The organism is Anaerococcus sp. NML200574 (assembly GCF_026131665.1).
Lineage (GTDB): Bacteria > Bacillota > Clostridia > Tissierellales > Peptoniphilaceae > Anaerococcus > Anaerococcus kampingae.
In genome coordinates, this window is the sequence record NZ_JAMXSM010000002.1 from 29936 (window position 1) to 44734 (window position 14799).

Annotated in this window: 16 protein-coding genes; 11 read left to right on the top strand and 5 right to left on the bottom strand. The window is 37.6% G+C overall.

Going from position 1 to position 14799, the window contains the following annotated elements:
• Positions 1-112 precede the first annotated feature (112 nt).
• From hydA to NH286_RS01130, 6 genes are read left to right on the top strand one after another with little or no spacing between them, the layout of a single operon-like run.
• Positions 113-1483, top strand: coding sequence for a dihydropyrimidinase (hydA, locus tag NH286_RS01105; RefSeq protein WP_265236219.1), 1371 nt, complete (start codon positions 113-115; stop codon positions 1481-1483).
• Positions 1484-4117 (top strand): selenium-dependent xanthine dehydrogenase, encoded by a 2634-nt coding sequence (xdh, locus tag NH286_RS01110; RefSeq protein WP_265236221.1) that lies wholly within the window; start codon positions 1484-1486, stop codon positions 4115-4117.
• Positions 4110-4811 carry a selenium cofactor biosynthesis protein YqeC gene (yqeC, locus tag NH286_RS01115; protein ID WP_265236223.1) on the top strand — a complete coding sequence of 234 codons (702 nt, stop codon included), beginning with the start codon at positions 4110-4112 and terminating at the stop codon, positions 4809-4811. Before xdh ends, yqeC begins: the two co-directional genes overlap by 8 nt.
• Positions 4801-5373: an NTP transferase domain-containing protein gene (locus NH286_RS01120; RefSeq protein ID WP_265236227.1), complete on the top strand. Its 573-nt coding sequence runs from the start codon at positions 4801-4803 to the stop codon at positions 5371-5373. The genes yqeC and NH286_RS01120 overlap by 11 nt, the downstream gene beginning before the upstream one ends.
• Entirely contained in the window at positions 5366-6169 is an 804-nt protein-coding gene (gene yqeB / locus NH286_RS01125; protein WP_265236229.1) for a selenium-dependent molybdenum cofactor biosynthesis protein YqeB, read from the top strand. The genes NH286_RS01120 and yqeB overlap by 8 nt, the downstream gene beginning before the upstream one ends.
• Positions 6166-6963, top strand: a complete 798-nt coding sequence (locus tag NH286_RS01130; protein ID WP_265236231.1) for an XdhC family protein — start codon at positions 6166-6168, stop codon at positions 6961-6963. The genes yqeB and NH286_RS01130 overlap by 4 nt, the downstream gene beginning before the upstream one ends.
• Positions 6964-7003: 40 nt before the next feature.
• Here the strand turns inward: NH286_RS01130 and NH286_RS01135 are convergent, their stop codons facing one another.
• The 5 genes from NH286_RS01135 to selD are packed head-to-tail and all read right to left on the bottom strand — an operon-like array spanning position 7004 to position 10264.
• Positions 7004-7222 (bottom strand): DUF6290 family protein, encoded by a 219-nt coding sequence (locus NH286_RS01135; protein WP_265236233.1) that lies wholly within the window; start codon positions 7220-7222, stop codon positions 7004-7006.
• A gap of 36 nt (positions 7223-7258) precedes the next feature.
• Positions 7259-8395 (bottom strand): aminotransferase class V-fold PLP-dependent enzyme, encoded by a 1137-nt coding sequence (locus NH286_RS01140; RefSeq protein WP_265236236.1) that lies wholly within the window; start codon positions 8393-8395, stop codon positions 7259-7261.
• Complete coding sequence (locus tag NH286_RS01145) at positions 8385-8648, bottom strand: DUF3343 domain-containing protein (RefSeq protein WP_265236238.1); 264 nt, start codon at positions 8646-8648, stop codon at positions 8385-8387. The genes NH286_RS01140 and NH286_RS01145 overlap by 11 nt, the downstream gene beginning before the upstream one ends.
• Positions 8642-9241 carry a sulfurtransferase-like selenium metabolism protein YedF gene (gene yedF / locus NH286_RS01150; RefSeq protein WP_265236240.1) on the bottom strand — a complete coding sequence of 200 codons (600 nt, stop codon included), beginning with the start codon at positions 9239-9241 and terminating at the stop codon, positions 8642-8644. Before yedF ends, NH286_RS01145 begins: the two co-directional genes overlap by 7 nt.
• Positions 9242-9250: 9 nt before the next feature.
• Entirely contained in the window at positions 9251-10264 is a 1014-nt protein-coding gene (gene selD, locus NH286_RS01155; protein WP_265236242.1) for a selenide, water dikinase SelD, read from the bottom strand.
• Positions 10265-10447: 183 nt separating this feature from the next.
• On the opposite strand from selD, the gene NH286_RS01160 reads away from it, so the two are divergent.
• The 5 genes from NH286_RS01160 to NH286_RS01180 all read left to right on the top strand — a co-directional run bounded on the left by NH286_RS01160 (position 10448) and on the right by NH286_RS01180 (position 14734).
• Positions 10448-11611 (top strand): aminotransferase class V-fold PLP-dependent enzyme, encoded by a 1164-nt coding sequence (locus NH286_RS01160; protein ID WP_265236244.1) that lies wholly within the window; start codon positions 10448-10450, stop codon positions 11609-11611.
• Positions 11592-11816, top strand: a complete 225-nt coding sequence (locus tag NH286_RS01165; protein ID WP_265236246.1) for a DUF3343 domain-containing protein — start codon at positions 11592-11594, stop codon at positions 11814-11816. Before NH286_RS01160 ends, NH286_RS01165 begins: the two co-directional genes overlap by 20 nt.
• Complete coding sequence (locus NH286_RS01170) at positions 11813-12580, top strand: acyl-CoA dehydratase activase (protein WP_265236248.1); 768 nt, start codon at positions 11813-11815, stop codon at positions 12578-12580. The genes NH286_RS01165 and NH286_RS01170 overlap by 4 nt, the downstream gene beginning before the upstream one ends.
• Entirely contained in the window at positions 12577-13728 is a 1152-nt protein-coding gene (locus tag NH286_RS01175; RefSeq protein ID WP_265236250.1) for a double-cubane-cluster-containing anaerobic reductase, read from the top strand. Before NH286_RS01170 ends, NH286_RS01175 begins: the two co-directional genes overlap by 4 nt.
• 136 nt (positions 13729-13864) lie before the next feature.
• The gene (locus NH286_RS01180) at positions 13865-14734 is read left to right on the top strand and encodes a DegV family protein (protein WP_265236252.1); all 870 of its coding nucleotides are present in this window, start codon (positions 13865-13867) and stop codon (positions 14732-14734) included.
• The last annotated feature ends 65 nt before the right edge of the window (positions 14735-14799 follow it).

Consider the following 14799-nt stretch of genomic DNA (forward strand, 5'->3'; position numbering starts at 1 on the left):
AAAGCCCTTATCAAAATTGACTATTTATGATAAAATATATATGAGTGCAAACGTTATTTGATACGTTTATTTTTAAGAGTGATATGTTACATATCATTTGTAAGGAGTTTTAATGAGTATTTTACTTAAAAATGCGAAAATAATTGGAGAAGACGATTTTCTTCTTCGTGATATCTATATAGAAGATGAAAAGATTTCAGAGATATCTGAAAATATTGAAAGATACGCCGATAGGACTATCGATTGCAAGGAAAGGCTAACTATGCCTGGTGGAGTGGATGTCCATACCCATCTGTCACTTGATCTTGGCAAGTTTATTTCAATTGATGATTTTCATACGGGCACAAGAGCTGCTAGTTTTGGAGGCACGACTTCAATTGTTGACCATATTGCCTTTGGTCCTAGGGGAAGCCTTGTTTCTGATGAGATTAAAAAATATCACAAGATGGCTGAGGGTAATGCTGTAATTGATTATTCCTTCCACGGAGCTATCCAAGAAGTGACTGATGATATTTTAGATGAAATAGAAAAACTTTTTAATGAAGGAATCGTTTCTACAAAGATTTATACAACCTATGGTGGAATGCTTGATGATAAGCACATGCTAAGGGTCCTTCAAAAAGCAAAAGAAACAGGGACTGTTGTCTGTGTCCATTGCGAAAATGACGGAATGATTGCAGAGCTTAGAGAAGAGGCAAAAAGTGCAGGAAATCTTGCTCCTATCTACCATGCCAAGACTAGACCAGCAGAGGCTGAGGCAGAAGCTATTAATAGGCTTATCTATCTAAGCGAAGTTGCTGGCTTTCCAAAACTTTATATAGTTCATACTTCATCAGCCCTAGGCCTTAGAGAAATCCGAAAGGCAAGGGAAAGAGGTGTGAAGAACCTATACTGTGAGACTTGTACCCAATATTTAACCCTAACAGAGGAAAAATATTTAGAGGGTGGATCAAGTGAGGCTGTTAAGTATATATGTGCTCCACCACTTAGGAAGCAAAGTGATGTAGATGCCCTCTGGGAGGGGATCATAGATGGAACAGTTGATGTAGTTGCAACTGATCATTGTCCATTCTTCTATGAAAGTGAGAAACTTCCTTACAAGGATGATTTCCTAAATGCCCCTGGTGGTATTCCTGGAATTGAAGAGAGGATGGAAGTTGTTCTAACAGAAGGGCTTAAAAGAGGCGTTTCTACAACAAGACTAAGAGATTTACTATGCACTAATCCTGCAAAAATCTTTGGCCTAGGCCACAAAAAGGGAAGCCTAGAAGTTGGAAAGGATGCTGACATAGTTGTTTTTGATGAAAAAAAATACACTATTAGCCAAGCAAATCGCCACTCTAACTGTGATTACACAAGCTATGAGGGATTTGTTAGTGATTTAAAAGTAAATATAGTTCTTTCTAGGGGAGAAATAATCATAGAAGATAATGAAAATAAGGCTGAAAAAGGCCGAGGAAAATTTATAAAGAGGAAATTTTAGATGACGAATATATTAATTGGCGAAAGACTCCCGAATGTGGAGCCTTTCCTTGTGAAGATAAATGGAAATACTTATGAAACTTATGAAGATAAGAGCCTTTTGAGATTTTTAAGAGATGATTTACATATTACATCTGTAAAAGATGGATGTTCCCAAGGAGCTTGCGGGACTTGTTCAGTCATAGTTGGCGATGCCAAAAAACTTGCCTGTACCCAAAGATTATCTAAACTCAAAGATCAGGAAATCCTTACCATAGAAGGCTTAACAGACCTTGAAAAAAAAGCCTTTGTCCATGCCTTTTCAAAGGCTGGAGCTGTTCAATGTGGTTTTTGTATACCAGGAATGGTAATGAGTGGGGCAGCTATTATTAGAAAGAATCCTAATCCTACTAAGGATGAGATAAAAGAAGGTATCAAGCAAAATATTTGCAGGTGCACAGGTTATGTCAAAATAATCGAGGGCATCAAGCTTGCCTCAGAAATTATAAACGGATCTATTGAAATGACCACAGATGAGTATGAAAGGGTCAAGGTTGGGGATGAATTTATAAGAATAGATGCCCATGATAAGGTCTTAGGAATCGGCGAATATGTCGATGATATGATTTTTGATGATATGAAGGTAGCTTCTGCCATCAGGAGTAAGTACCCTAGGGCAAGAATTTTAAAAATTGATGCAAGTAAGGCAGAAGCCCTTCCTGGTGTTTATGGCGTCCTCACAGCAGCTGATGTACCAAATAATAAGGTAGGACATATCTTCCAAGATTGGGATGTATTTATAGCTGAGGGAGATATTACGAGAAGCCAGGGAGATGCTATTTGTCTAGTAGTTGCCGAAAATGACAAGATTTTAGAAGAAGCTAAGAAGCTTGTTGAGATTGAATATGAAGAGCTGACTCCGGTTTCTTCTATAGCAGAGGCAGAAGATCCAAATTCTCCTTTTGTTCACCCTACAGGCAACCTTTGCCAAGAGCGTCACGTAAGCCGTGGCAATGCCGAAGAAGCCTTTAAGAAATGTAAATATATAGTAGAAGAAACTTATACCACACCTTTTACAGAACATGCTTTCCTTGAGCCAGAATGTGCAATTGCTGAGCCAATGGGAGATGGGGTCAAGCTTTATACTACAGACCAATCTGTCTATGATACCAGAAAAGAAACTCTAATCATGTTTGGTTGGGAAGACCAACCAGAACGTGTGGTAGTTGAAAATAAACTTATAGGCGGTGGTTTTGGTGGTAAGGAAGACGTTTCCTGCCAACACCTTGCAGCCCTTGCTGCCTACAAATTTCAAATTAGGGTAAAAATTAAATTTAGCCGTGATGAATCACTAAAATTCCATCCAAAAAGACACCCGATGATTGGAACATTCAAACTTGGTTGTGATGAAGAAGGCAATTTCTTAGCCATGCAAGCAACAATAAAAATGGACACAGGAGCCTACGCTTCTCTTTGTGGACCTGTTTTAGAGCGTGCTTGTACCCACTCAGTTGGTCCATACCATTATGAAAATACTCAGATAGATGGCTATGGTTATTACACAAACAACCCACCAGCAGGTGCCTTCAGGGGCTTTGGAGTTTGCCAATCAAACTTTGCTTTTGAAAGTAATATAAATCTCTTAGCAGAAAAAGTAGGCATTTCTCCATGGGAAATCCGCTACAAAAATGCTATAAGACCTGGAGAAGTCCTCCCTAATGGCCAAATCGCAGATTCATCTACAGCCCTTGTAGAAACTCTAGAGGCTGTTAAGGATGTCTATGAAGAAAATATTGACAGGGCTGGTATTGCCTGCGCTATGAAAAACGCCGGTGTAGGTGTTGGACTTCCTGATAAGGGTAGGGCAAAGATAAGAATAGAAGATGGCAAGGTAAATATTTATTGTGCTGCAAGTGACCTTGGGCAAGGAGCTCAAACAGTATTTAAGCAAATGGCCCTAGATGTCCTAGGTTTAAGCTTTGATCAGGTAAATATAATTCATCCAAATTCAGGAAATTCACCAGATTCTGGTACATCATCAGGATCTCGTCAAACTTTGATTTCTGGTGAAGCAATCAAGAAAGTTACCGAAAAGCTCAAGGTGGATTTGGATAAGGTTGATGATATAAGTAAGCTTGAAGGCAAGGAATACTTCCACGAATATTTTGATCCAACAGACCCACTAAATTCTGAAAAAGAAAACCCAGTTAGCCACATAGCCTACGGTTTTTCTACAAATGTGGTAATATTAAATGATGATGGAACAATAAGAAAGGTAGTGGCTGCGACAGATGCAGGCAAGGTTATCAATCCAAAGGCCATCGAAGGCCAACTTGAAGGTGGTATAGTCATGGGACTAGGCTATGCTCTTACAGAAGATTTCAAACTAGATAAGTCCAAGGTTAAGGCCAAATACGGTAATCTTGGCCTATGGAGAGCACCTATGATACCTGAAATAGAAACGACCTTTGTGGCTAAGCCAGATGATGAGCTCCTAGATAGGGCCTTTGGTGCTAAGGGTGTAGGGGAAATTGCGACAATTCCGATAGCTCCAGCTGTTCAAGGAGCCTATTATAAGCTAGATGGCATCCTCCGCAGGGATTTTCCAATGGTAGAAACCGCCTACAGTAAGCCAAAGAAGAACTTTAATGAATGAAATAAATGAAATATTTGATATAAAAAAGCATGATATAATTTCCATAACAGGAGCAGGGGGCAAGACTAGTCTTATGGCAAGTCTTGCCCTTAGCTTGTCAAAAAAGGGAAGGGTCCTAGTCACAACTTCGACCAAAATCGCCCTGCCTAAAAAAGGTTTTGATAGGATTTTTACAAGCTTTGATGATTATTTTGATGACAATAATGCCAAAATAATCTGCCTAGGAGAAAAAGTCCCTGATAAGGATAAGCTAGCAAGTATTGGCTATGAAAATCTTTCGAAAATCGTAGGTGATTTTGATTATGTCTTGATAGAAGCAGATGGTTGTAGAAACTTGCCTCTTAAATTTTGGTATCCACATGAACCTGTAATCTATGATCTAACAACAAAAGTTATAGGTATCCTACCAATTAAAATTATTGGAAAGCTGGCAAGTAGTGATTTTATTTATAACTACCAGGGCTTTTCAAAAAATATAGGGACAGGTATTATAGATTCTAAGATGATTAATAAATTAATAGCTTATGACAAGGGCTTTTATAAGGGATTTGAAAAGGAGAAATATTTTTTCTTTAATCAAGTAGAAAGCAAGGAAGATTATTATAATATAGAAAAATTTAAGAAAGAATTTGACTTTGCTGATATTAAACTAAGATATGGATCAGTAAAGGAGGGGAAATTTTATGAAAATTAACGCAATACTAATGGCATCTGGTCTTTCAGAAAGAATGGGCAAAAATAAACTAATGTTAGATTTTAAGGGTAAAAAGATTTATGAGCACACCCTAGACCTCTTGGAATCTCTAGACTTTGACAAGGTCATAGTTGCATCATCCTATGAAGAAATCCTAGCAGATGCTAAAAATAGGGGCTTTGTTAGTCTAGAAAATGATAATAATGCTATTGGCAAGTCTTCATCAATTAAATTAGGGGTAAATGCGTGTGAAGAAGATGCTGCGATGATGTTTTTTGTAGCAGACCAACCACTCCTAAGCAAGGAAACTTGTGAGAAATTAATAGCAAGCTTTAAGGAAAATCCACAAATGACTTATCCAGTCGTCGGTCTTAGAAGAGGAGCACCTGTTATTTTCCCACCAAGCTTTAGGGATAATCTCTTAAGCCTAAAAGAAGACCAAGGTGGTATGATTTTTGCCAAAGACAATCCAATCAATAAGGTAGAGATAGGTTCAGAAGATGAGCTTCTAGATATAGATACCATCGAAGCCTACGAGAAATTAAGGCGTGACCATGAATAAAAATCTAGTAATAGTAAGGGGTGGCGGAGATGTCGCCACAGGGACTATCCAGAAATTAAATAGGGTAGGCTTTGATGTTTTGGTTCTTGAGATAGAAAGGCCAACCTGTATAAGAAGAAATGTGGCGGTAGCCCAGGCAATTTTTGAAGGAGAGATCCAAATAGAGGATATAAAGGCTGTAAGATGTGAAAATATAGAAGAAATCCAGAGGGCCTTTAAAGATAATCTTATAGCTGTCGCAGTAGACCCTGAAGGAAAATATATAAAAGAACTAAGGCCCCTATGTATAATTGATGGGATTCTTGCTAAGAAAAACCTAGGCACAAATATGGATATGGCATCTATTACCATAGGTCTGGGACCAGGATTTGAGGCGGGAAGTGATGTGGATTTAGTAATAGAAACAAATCGTGGCCATGACCTAGGTAGGCTCATTTTTGAGGGTCCTGCAGCTGCAAATACAGGTAATCCTGGTAATATCAATGGCTTTACTACAGAAAGAATCCTAAGATCCCCTGCTTCTGGCAAGGTCCACATAATAAAAGATTTGGGTTCTGTTGTAAAAAAGGGTGATGTCGTAGCAGAAGTTTCCGGCAAAGATGTCCTAGCTGGCCTTGATGGGATGGTTCGTGGCATGATAAATGAAGGATTAGAAGTTTATCAAGGAATGAAAATCGGTGATGTAGACCCAAGAGTGATACCTAAAAATGCTAAAACTATATCAGATAAGGCAAGGCTAATCGGTGGTGGAGCGTTGGAAGGACTTTTGATATTAAAAAGAAGGAAGGGCCTATGAAAGCTGAAATTTTAGAGATAATCTATGAGGAAAATAAAAAAGGCAAAGACGCTGGCCTAGTCTTTCTTATTGAAAATAAGGGGTCAACCCCAGGTGAGGATAATTCCCTTATGGCTGTTCTATCTGATGGAAGTTCTTTTGGGACAATAGGTGGAGGCAAAATCGAAGCTGATGTCATTAGAAGGACTCTCGAAGGCTTTAAAGATGGCAAATCTTTTGAATTTGACTACAATCTTTCAAAAGATGGAGAGCTTAAGATGTCTTGTGGGGGCAATTCTCGTGGCTTTGTCAAATATTTTAAGGCATCAAGCCGCCTTATAATCTTCGGTGCAGGCCATGTATCACAAAAGCTAGCAAGAATTGCCACTAAGACTAATTTTGAAGTAACAGTAATAGATGATAGGGAAGAATTCAAAGATTCTCCTGACTTTGCAGGCATGAAGGAATATTTGGCAGAGTCAATTGATGAAGCTATAGAGAAAATAGACTTCGATAAGGAAAAGACTTATATAGTCCTCTGCACTAGGGGCCACAGCCAAGATGCTGAAATTTTAAGAAATATCCTAGATAAGGAATACAAATATCTAGGAATGATAGGATCAAAAGCTAAGGTAATTTCTGTCTTCAAAGACCTAGAAGAAGAGGGATATGATAGGGAGATCTTAAATAAAATCTACAGCCCAATAGGCCTTGATATAGACAATGGATCAGTAGAAGAGATAGCCATATCCATAATGGCTGAAATCTTGATGATTAAAAACAAAAAATCTGGCCAAAGCCAGAAATTTAATTAGAATAAGATATGAAAATAGACCCGATTTGGGTCTATTAGTTTTATATGCCAAGATCAAGTTTCACTTGGTCACCAGAGTAGAATTTCATCTTATCTTTGTTTAATAAATAATCCTTTATTAATTCGTTATCAAAATCTTCTTTAATTTTTTCAATCAAAGTGTATCTAGCCCAAGCTGCTAGAGAGAGATTTTCTTGTTTTGCAAGAGTTTCTAAGCTTTTTATCTCTTCATCACTAAATTCTATTTTAAGGGTATTCATTATATAAACTCCTATTTTAAAATTTCATCCAGATATTTATAAAATATTTTGAGAGATTTCTTTGATAGCATCTATAGCAGTATCCACTTCATCATTAGTGTTAAAATATGAAAATGAAAACCTAAGAATACCTTGATTTTCTGTGCCAAAGTGCTTGTGGATTAGGGGCCCGCAGTGGGCTCCGGGTCTTACCTGGATATTATAGTCCTCATCAAGGATCAAAGCTATTTCATCAGATGGTATATCTCCTATATTAAAGGATACGATTGGACTTTCTAGGTATTTCCATTCTTTAGAATAGAATTTTATATTTTTGATATCTTCTATTCCCTTATAAAATCTTTTAGCTAAGCTAAGAGTTTTATCATTTATTTTTTCTATTCCTTGGTCAAGGATAAAGTCTATCCCAGCCTTTAGGGCGACTTGTCCAACAAAATTTGGTGTCCCAGGCTCAAAGATTTGCGGGAAGGAAGCTGGCATGCTTTTAGCAAATGAATTTATTCCGCTTCCGCCAGAAAAGACTTGCTTAAAAGAAAAGCTTCCATTTTTTATAAGACCACCAGTCCCGCTTAGGCCGTAGAGGGACTTATGGCCGGTAAAGGCAAAGATGGAATTTTCATATTTTCCTATATCAATATCAACAAGGCCTAGACTCTGGGCTAGGTCTACAATCATTATAAGGTCATTTTCTTTTGCAAAGTCATATAACCTATCAAGGTCGTTGACATTGCCAAGAAGATTTGATGCCGAATTTACTACAAGGTATTTTGTATTTTTTTTAAGCAAGGTTGGAAGGTCCTGATATTTTAGATTGAAATTTTCATCAAAGTCCAAAAATGATAGGCTAGCACCACTTTGGTAGAGGGGACGAAGGACAGAATTGTGCTCTGTAGTCGTCGTTATTACATGGTCATCCTTTTTTATAAGGCTAAGGATAGCAAAATTTAGGGCATAGGTAGCATTTGGGCTAAAGAGAATATCAGAAGGATTTCCTATATGGCATAGACTTGCCAAGGACTTCTTACTTTCAAAAATTGCCATCATGGTATTTTGTGATAAAAGATGACCTGACCTTGATGGATTGCCAAAAGATTCAGCTTCTAATATTTCGATGATTTTTTCTTTTACTGCATCTGGTTTATGGAGACTTGTTGCTGCATTGTCAAAATACATATTTTTCTATTAGCCTCCTTCCATTTTTATCTTTTCCCATTAGAAAAATCCCGTCATAGTCATCTTTTTCAAGTATTTCTAAAGCCTTATCCAAATCTTCTTTATTAATCCTTAGGGCAAAGCCGCAGCCAGCATCTATTTCTGGAGGTAGGGGTATGAGCCTTGCCTTTTTGAAATCTTTGACATTATCAAGGGCTCTGGCTGGGTCTTCAAATTTAGCAAAGGAGAAGAGGATAAATTCTTCTCCTAGCATGGGCTAACTACGTGGTGGCTTCTTAAAATTTCTACAATCTTATACATGTTTGTTATTTCGCCTACAGCTAGTTTTTCTTTTAGCTCGTAATTGCCTAGGCAAAGACCGCAAGAAAGGATTTCTACACCCTTGTCAGCGAGATTTTTGAGATCTTCTATAGTTTTTTCATTATCGCTAGTCAAAAAGACACCCCTATTATAGAAAATCACCTTTTCTGGAAGTACATCTTGTTCTGTAAGGGCGTAGATAAAGCCTTCAAGGAGGCTCTTAGAAAATTCTTCGTCGCCTTTTCCCATCCTATCATCAGATATAGCTACAACATAGGATGATGTATTCATGATAGGAGCATCCTCCATGATTTCGCAAAATTCTCCAGGGTTTTTCTTTAAACTCACCTTATAGACCCCATCCTTGATTTTCTCGCAAGCTGATTCGATTTTTAATTCCTTGGCCATCTTGGCTAGATTTTGCGTAGCAACTTCATTGTCTACAAGGATTTCGAAGTATGTTTCATCTGGATTTTCCTTAATAAGTTTTTTTGTTTCTATTACTGGTATTGGGCAAACTTTTCCTAAACAATCAATTTTTTTCATAACATCTCCTTATTTTACAATTATAGGGTAAGATCTTTTCTTCATAACTTGGCCGATTTGCCAAAAATCTAGACCTTGTTTTTCAAATTCATTTATAATTTTTGTAGCCTCACTTTTTCCGACTGCCACACAAAGGCCTCCTGAAGTTTGTGGGTCAAAGAGGACTTCTTCCATGGCAAAGTCATCAATCATAAACTCGACCTTATCTGATAGGTAGGATCTGTTATTCTGTCCCCCTGAAGTGTAGAGAAATTCTCCTGCAAGGTCCTTAGCTGGACTTAAGATTGGGACTTTTTTGCTATTTACGATGATAGAAAAATCATCTCCAGCCATTTCAGACAGGTGGCCCAAAAGTCCAAAGCCTGTGATATCTGTGGCGGCATGGATATGGTAATTTACAAATATATCCCTAGCATACTTATTAAGCCTTGCCATCTGGCTCACACAAGCCTTAAAGTCATTTTCACTTACAAGGCCCTGGGCATAATTAGCAGTGACTAAGGCTGTGCCGATTTTTTTAGTAAGTAAGATGACATCGCCATCTTCTGGAGTATTATTTTTCCAAATTTTAGATTTTTCTACCTTGCCTGTCACAGATAGGCCGTATTTTATGGTCTTATCATGGATAGAATGGCCTCCTGTAAGGCTTGCCTTAGCCTCAGTAACCTTATCATTGCCACCACGAAGGATTTCTCTTAATATAGCAAAGTCCTCTTCCAGAGGGAAGGTTACAATATTTAGGGCAGAAATCACCTCTCCACCCATGGCATAGACATCGCTTAGGGCATTGGCAGCGGCGATTTGTCCAAAAAGGTATGGATCTTCGACCATGGTAGGGAAAAAGTCCAAGGTCTGAATTATACAAGTCTTACCATCAATGTCTATAACAGCTGCATCATCCTTCTTGTCAAAGCCAACTATTATATCATTCCTCCTGTATGGATTTATATCCTTTAATAGGGAATCTAAATTACCAGCGGCAATTTTTGCATTACAACCGCCGCACACTTCTAAATTTTTCATAAGGCCTCCTTATAATATTTTACCAAATTTTATTAAAAATGAAAAAGAACTTGCAAACAATACCATAGGAATTTGATAAGCATTATCAAAGAATTGAAATATAAATATTTGAAGCTAGTAAAACGTTTGACAAGTAAGCTGATATATTAGATAATAGTGAGGAAAGAAAGATAGGGGAAAAATATGATTTATTTAGATAATGCAGCCACAAGTCTTACAAAACCAGACCTTGTTAAGGAGAGGCTTATAGAAAATTTTGATAAAATTGGAAATCCTTCCAGGGGTTTTAATAAAATAAGTCTAGCAAGTCTTCATATGGTTTTAGATACTAGGAAAAAACTTGCAAGGCTCTTTAATATAAAAGACCCTAGAAGGATTGCCTTCACATCCAACGCTACAGAGGCTTTAAATATTGCTATATCTTCTTTTATTGGCAAGGGAGATCACGTTATAACATCTGTCATTGACCATAATTCAGTCCTCCGTCCCTTGTATTTTAAGGAGGCTGAAGGAGCAGAAATATCCTTTATCGATTTAAAGGATAGGAAAGAGGTCCTACTTGATTATGATTCGATAGAAGCCATGATTAAGCCTAATACCAAGGCCATAATCATAAGCCATGTTTCAAATGTCACTGGCAATATTACAGATTTAGCTTTTATTTCTAAGCTTTGTTCAAAGCATGGCCTTCTTTTAATCGTAGATGCTGCCCAAAGTGCGGGCCTTCTTGATATAGAGGTTAAAAAATACGGCATTGATTGCCTTTGTTTTACAGGTCATAAGGCACTTTTTGCCATGCAGGGCATTGGGGGAATATACATAAGAGAGGGGCTTGTTCCAAAACCTATTAAGGTGGGCGGTGCTGGCTTTGCATCATTTGATAAAAATCATCCGGCACAGATGCCAGATGCCCTAGAAGCAGGCACCTTAAATGGCCACGGGATCTTATCCTTAAATGCTAGTCTAGATTACATAAATGAAATAGGTCTCGCTAATATTAGAGAGAAAGATATTGACTTACTTGCATATTTTACAAAGAGACTTGAAGAAATCCCAGATATTGAAATATTTGGAGCTGCGGATTTGACTAAAAGGGTTGGGATAGTAGCCCTTAGGTCGTCAAAAATTCCTTCAGATAGGCTAGCTCAAATTTTATCTGATGACTATGACATAGCTACAAGGTCTGGTGCACACTGTTCTCCCCTTTGTCACAAGGCCTTGGGGACTGATTCTTGCGGGCTGGTGAGATTTTCCTTTTCATATTTTAATGAGAAAGAAGAGATTGACCAAGCAATCTTAGCCCTTAAGGAGATTTTAGGAGAAAAAGATGATAGTAATAACATTTGATACAACAACTGATGCCATGATGATGGAGGATTTTGCTAAAGCAGGTAATTTTGGGGGAAGGCTTATGCCTATTCCTAACCAAATATCAGCAGGATGCGGCCTAGCCTTTGAGGCGGAAATGATAGATATAAATCAAATAAAAAAGATTTTAGAAGATAAGATGGTCGCTTTTGATAAAATTTATGATCTGGGAGAAGTCAAATGAATTATGTAGGTATAGACATAGGCTCAACTGCAAGCAAGGTCTCTGTCATAGGCGATAAGACCTTTAATTTTGTAAGCCCAACAGGTTGGTCCTCTAAGGAAGTAGCAGGCGACATTAAAACTAGGCTTCTTGAAAGGGGCATAGATGTAACTAGCGATCAGACTCGTGTCACAGCTACAGGCTATGGTAGGGTAAGTGTTGATTACGCTGACTTTGTAATTACAGAAATAACCTGTCATGCCAGAGGGGCTAGGGTTCTTTCAGGAAGCGATAATCTAGCTGTAATAGATGTAGGTGGCCAAGACACCAAGGCCATCCTCATTGAAGATAAGCTGGTATCAGAATTTCAAATGAATGACAAGTGCTCTGCCGGAACTGGCAAATTTATCGAAGTCATGGCCAATAAGCTAGGCCTTGGCATAGATGAATTATTTGACCTAGCCAAGATTGGAGAGCCTATCGCAATTTCTTCTATGTGTACGGTTTTTGCCGAAACAGAAATAACATCCCTTATTGGCGAGGGTAGGAAGAAAGAAGATATAGCAGCAGGAATTGTAGGCTCTGTCGCCCAAAAGGTCATGCAGATGTATAACAAAATTGGAGAAAGCGATGAGCTTATCCTAACGGGTGGCCTTTCAAATGTATCCTACTTTGCAGAGGTCCTCTCAGATCTAATTGGCAAAGAAGTAAAGAATGTTGAAAATGGACAATTTGCTGGCTCTCTTGGAGCAGCATATTTAGCTAAGGAGAAGAAAAAAAGATGAATGAAGTAATAAAAGATTTACCAGAAATATTTGATGAATTTGCTGATGCGAGGAAAAATGCTTTTTTAAGTGTAAAGGAACTAAAGGATAAGGATATACCCCTAGTAGGAGCTTATTGTACATATTTTCCAGTTGAAATCGCTTGGGCAGCAGGTGCAGCAACGGTAGGCCTATGCTCAACTAGCGATGAGACCATTCCAGAAGCAGAAAAAGACCTTCCATCCAATCTCTGCCCGCTTATAAAATCTTCCTACGGCTTCGCCAAAACTGATAAGTGCCCATTTTTCTACTTTTCTGATGTGATAGTAGGTGAGACAACCTGCGATGGCAAAAAGAAAATGTATGAGCTAATGGATGAAATAAAGCCAGTCTATATGATGAACCTACCAAATAAACAAGATGAAAAGGCTAAGAGATATTGGGCAGATGAAGTAGCAGAATTTAAGACCTATATGGAAGATAAACTAGGCGAAAAAATCACAGAAGAGAAATTAAGATCAGCTATAAAGCTTGGCAATGACATAAGAGATGCCCAGAAAAATGTTGCCCAGACCATGAAGCTTGACCCAACACCAATGTCAGGTCTAGACCTCTTTCATGTCACCTACGGTACCCAATTTAAGATGGATAAAAAAGGCCTTGCAGATGAAATAAATGCTCTTGCAAAGAGAATAGTCGATGAATATGACCCATCTACTAGGGAGAAAAAACCAAGAATTGTTGTAACAGGCTGTCCAATGGGAGGAGCTACAGAAAAGGTAATCAAGGCCATCGAGGATAATGGGGGAGTTATAGTATCCTTTGAAAATTGCTCAGGAGAGAAAAATTTCGATAGAAATGTAGATTTAGAAGCTGATGACCTAATAAAATCACTTGCCGATAGGTACATAGACATAGGTTGTTCAGTAATGAGCCCTGATACCAATAGATTTGAACTTCTAGGCAGATTAATTGATGAATATAAGGCAGATGGTGTTGTGGAAATGGACCTTGTAGCTTGCCACACCTACAATGTAGAAAGAGAAAAAATAAAAATATTTGTCCAGGAAGAGAAAAATATCCCATATACCTACGTAGAAACAGACTTCTCATCCCAAGATCTGGGTCAACTTAACACAAGAATGGCCGCCTTTATAGAAATGCTATAGGATAATAATTCCTCTAAAAAATTAGATAAGCTATATATTATAAATAATTTCAGGTCAAATAATATCTTTATAAGCAAATTATGGTATAATATATAGCAAGAATCTAAATTTGATTATATAAAGATAGAGGTATTATATGAACGATTTTTGTTTACTAGGAGATTCTTGTATAGATTTTGATATGCAAGAAATAAAAGATAAAAACATTAGTTTAATCCCAATAAATACAGTTCTAGACGGGGTTGAATATGGCATAAATAAAGAGAGTATTAGCCTAGATAGATTTTACGAGCTTGTTAAAGAAGGTAAAAAGCACACGACAGTTGCAGCCAATCCTTTAACCTATGAGGAATACTTCAGAGGAGTACTTGAAGCAGGCAAGGATATTTTGTATGTAGGATTTTCATCTGGCTTATCTTCATCTTTTGCAAATGCTTCTATAGCTTGTGAAAACCTAAGAGAAGAATTTCCAGATAGAAGAATAGAAATAGTGGATACTCTTGCAGGTTCGACTCAAGAAAGTCTAATTTTAGATATGGCTTACAAATTAAAGGTCAAGGGCCTAGATATGATTGAGATTAAAAAAATCCTTGAGGAGAAAATACCATATATATGGGTAGAATTTGTGGTTGATGACCTAATGTATCTTCAAAAGGGTGGCAGGCTTTCAAAAGGTAAGGCAATCATAGGTCAAGCTATGAAAATTGCACCAATCCTAGTTACAGATAAGGATGGAAAGATAACCCAATATAAGAATGTTAGGGGTAGAAAAAAAGCTATAGCTAAGGTCCTAAAAGACATTGAAGAAAATATAGACACAAATATCTGTGATGAAGTTTACCTATCATATTCATCAAATAGGCAAGAAGCAGAAATTATTAAAGAGGAAATAGAAGACTTAGGTATATCTAAGGTAAATCTCTATGAAATGAGCCTAACCATAGGAGCTCACACAGGACCAGATACCATAGTTTTTGCCTACGCATCAAAAAAAGCAAGAGAATAATTACTAAAGGAGCTAAATTTATTTTTGGCTTCTTTTTTTTATCTTAATGCTAGACTTAAAATTAT

What these genes read in the sequence shown, in the direction of transcription:
- NH286_RS01135 (WP_265236233.1), bottom strand. Translation starts at nt 7,222, where the DNA reads ATGAATACCCTTAAAATAGAATTTAGTGATGAAGAGATAAAAAGCTTA.
- yqeB (WP_265236229.1), top strand. Translation starts at nt 5,366, where the DNA reads ATGAATAAAAATCTAGTAATAGTAAGGGGTGGCGGAGATGTCGCCACA.
- NH286_RS01165 (WP_265236246.1), top strand. Translation starts at nt 11,592, where the DNA reads ATGATAGTAATAACATTTGATACAACAACTGATGCCATGATGATGGAG.
- NH286_RS01175 (WP_265236250.1), top strand. Translation starts at nt 12,577, where the DNA reads ATGAATGAAGTAATAAAAGATTTACCAGAAATATTTGATGAATTTGCT.
- hydA (WP_265236219.1), top strand. Translation starts at nt 113, where the DNA reads ATGAGTATTTTACTTAAAAATGCGAAAATAATTGGAGAAGACGATTTT.
- NH286_RS01180 (WP_265236252.1), top strand. Translation starts at nt 13,865, where the DNA reads ATGAACGATTTTTGTTTACTAGGAGATTCTTGTATAGATTTTGATATG.
- NH286_RS01130 (WP_265236231.1), top strand. Translation starts at nt 6,166, where the DNA reads ATGAAAGCTGAAATTTTAGAGATAATCTATGAGGAAAATAAAAAAGGC.
- selD (WP_265236242.1), bottom strand. Translation starts at nt 10,264, where the DNA reads ATGAAAAATTTAGAAGTGTGCGGCGGTTGTAATGCAAAAATTGCCGCT.
- yedF (WP_265236240.1), bottom strand. Translation starts at nt 9,241, where the DNA reads ATGAAAAAAATTGATTGTTTAGGAAAAGTTTGCCCAATACCAGTAATA.
- NH286_RS01145 (WP_265236238.1), bottom strand. Translation starts at nt 8,648, where the DNA reads ATGCTAGGAGAAGAATTTATCCTCTTCTCCTTTGCTAAATTTGAAGAC.
- xdh (WP_265236221.1), top strand. Translation starts at nt 1,484, where the DNA reads ATGACGAATATATTAATTGGCGAAAGACTCCCGAATGTGGAGCCTTTC.
- NH286_RS01120 (WP_265236227.1), top strand. Translation starts at nt 4,801, where the DNA reads ATGAAAATTAACGCAATACTAATGGCATCTGGTCTTTCAGAAAGAATG.
- yqeC (WP_265236223.1), top strand. Translation starts at nt 4,110, where the DNA reads ATGAATGAAATAAATGAAATATTTGATATAAAAAAGCATGATATAATT.
- NH286_RS01170 (WP_265236248.1), top strand. Translation starts at nt 11,813, where the DNA reads ATGAATTATGTAGGTATAGACATAGGCTCAACTGCAAGCAAGGTCTCT.
- NH286_RS01140 (WP_265236236.1), bottom strand. Translation starts at nt 8,395, where the DNA reads ATGTATTTTGACAATGCAGCAACAAGTCTCCATAAACCAGATGCAGTA.
- NH286_RS01160 (WP_265236244.1), top strand. Translation starts at nt 10,448, where the DNA reads ATGATTTATTTAGATAATGCAGCCACAAGTCTTACAAAACCAGACCTT.